Origin of the sequence: Variovorax soli (genome assembly GCF_031454625.1) — a bacterium.
GTDB classification, from domain to species: Bacteria; Pseudomonadota; Gammaproteobacteria; order Burkholderiales; family Burkholderiaceae_C; genus Variovorax; species Variovorax soli_A.
The window spans coordinates 1-1,611 of record NZ_JAVDRF010000032.1 but is presented as its reverse complement, the minus strand read 5'-3'; the positions used below and the strand labels follow the sequence as shown (position 1 = coordinate 1,611).

1 protein-coding gene is annotated in these 1,611 nt (G+C 66.0%); it reads right to left on the bottom strand.

Annotation, left to right across the window (positions count from 1 at the left end; genetic code table 11):
* Positions 1-1,596, bottom strand: a 1,596-nt coding sequence (locus J2739_RS27835) for a helix-turn-helix transcriptional regulator (RefSeq protein WP_309907772.1), incomplete at its 3' end; no start/stop codon positions are given.
* Between the last annotated feature and the right edge of the window lie 15 nt (positions 1,597-1,611).

Genomic DNA, 1,611 nt, shown 5'->3' with positions numbered 1-1,611 from the left:
CACGCGGTACCAGTTTGCCGCTTGCATGCGCGAGGCCAGGTCGAGCCGGTCGAGGATGCGCGCGACATGGCGCTTGACGGTGTGCGGGCTCAGGTGCAAGGCGCGGGCGATCAGCTTGTTGCTTTGGCCGTCGGCCAGCAACGCGAGGACTTCGAGTTCCCGTGCACTGAGGCCGGCGTCATTGGTGGCCGGCACCGGGGGCCGCTCGTGCGTTCCAGCCTTGAGCCGGCGCGCAGTCTCGACCCATTGGCGCAACACCGCCAGCCCTTCGGTGGATGCCGCATCCCCCCATGCGGCGAGCGACAGTCTGCTCAGGACCTGCACGCCCATCAGCAGCACTTGTCCGACATTGCCGCTGGAAACGACATGTTCGATCAGCGGCTCCAGCGCTTGCCAGGCTGCCGTTGGCGAACCACCGGCGAGCTCGGCGAGAGCAAGCTGTGTGCGAACCGTGGCGTCGAGATGGTAAGTGTCGAACTGGGTCGATATGGTTGCCAACTCACGCAGCGTCATCAGCGCCTCGTCGATGTCCCGTTCCTGCAAGGCCAATTGCGCCTTGAAGGCGCGCAGGAACATCTGCATGCTGGGGTTTTCACGGCCGGCCACGGCATGGAATCCCTGCAGGTGCGTGCGCACGGCCGGCCAGTCCCCGATGGCGGCAGAGGCCGCGATGACGACGATGAGGATTGCCAGAGGCATATCGCTGGAGTGGTCGAGGAAGGACACATGCGCAACGATGGCGTCGCAAGTCGCCCGCACGGCATCCCTGTCGTCGCAGATCACCTGGTAACTGACCTTCAGCGTCAGCAGGCGAATGCGCAAACCCGCCGGCTGGCCGAGCCAGTTGGAGTCTTCTTCGATCCTCTGGAGCTCGGCCTCCACTTCGGCGATCCTGCCCTGCCAAAAAAACGCCCAGGCTTCCGTCAGGTTCGTATTGGCCTGCAGGGACCAGTGCCCGTCGCCCGTGGCGGCCCTGGCGCCGTGGACCAGCCGCTGAATTTGAGCGCACACGCCGGGGCGGCTGGCGAACATGATGAGCCGGGGCATGCAGCGAAACCACAGCTCCGCACTGTTCCCCCGTACCAGGTCGACCACCTTGGCCAAGCGGCGGCCGGGACCTTCGACCGGGCCGTAATGGGCCTCGTACCAGAAGTTGAACAGTTCGCTGAGGACCTCGGCTTCGTGGTCCATGGGCTGGGAGCGGATCGTCTCGCTCAGGCGCCGAGCCTCCGCAATGTGGCCGCAGAAGAACATGGCCAGTGCCTGCATCGCCCGCGCGCGCTGTGCGTCATCGTGCCGCCCAAGCGCGTCGAAGCCGGTGGCAGCCTGCTCCATCGCCGATCGCGCCGCACTGTATCGATAGTGCGTCCAGGCACACAGCCCCCGGGCATGGGCCAGCCAGGGCGAGTTGGCCTGTATATCGGCGGGAAACTGCTCGACGAGGCGAATCACCTGGGCGCTTTCATCGCGGACCAGCATATCGGGCGTCGCCTCGGCCAGGCTCTGCTGCGCCTTGTCCCAGGCACCCGCGCGCACGAACATGAGCGTGCGTCGCACAGGATCTTCTTCGCCCTGTGCGGCAAGGCGCAGCAGCATCGGCACTTGATCGGG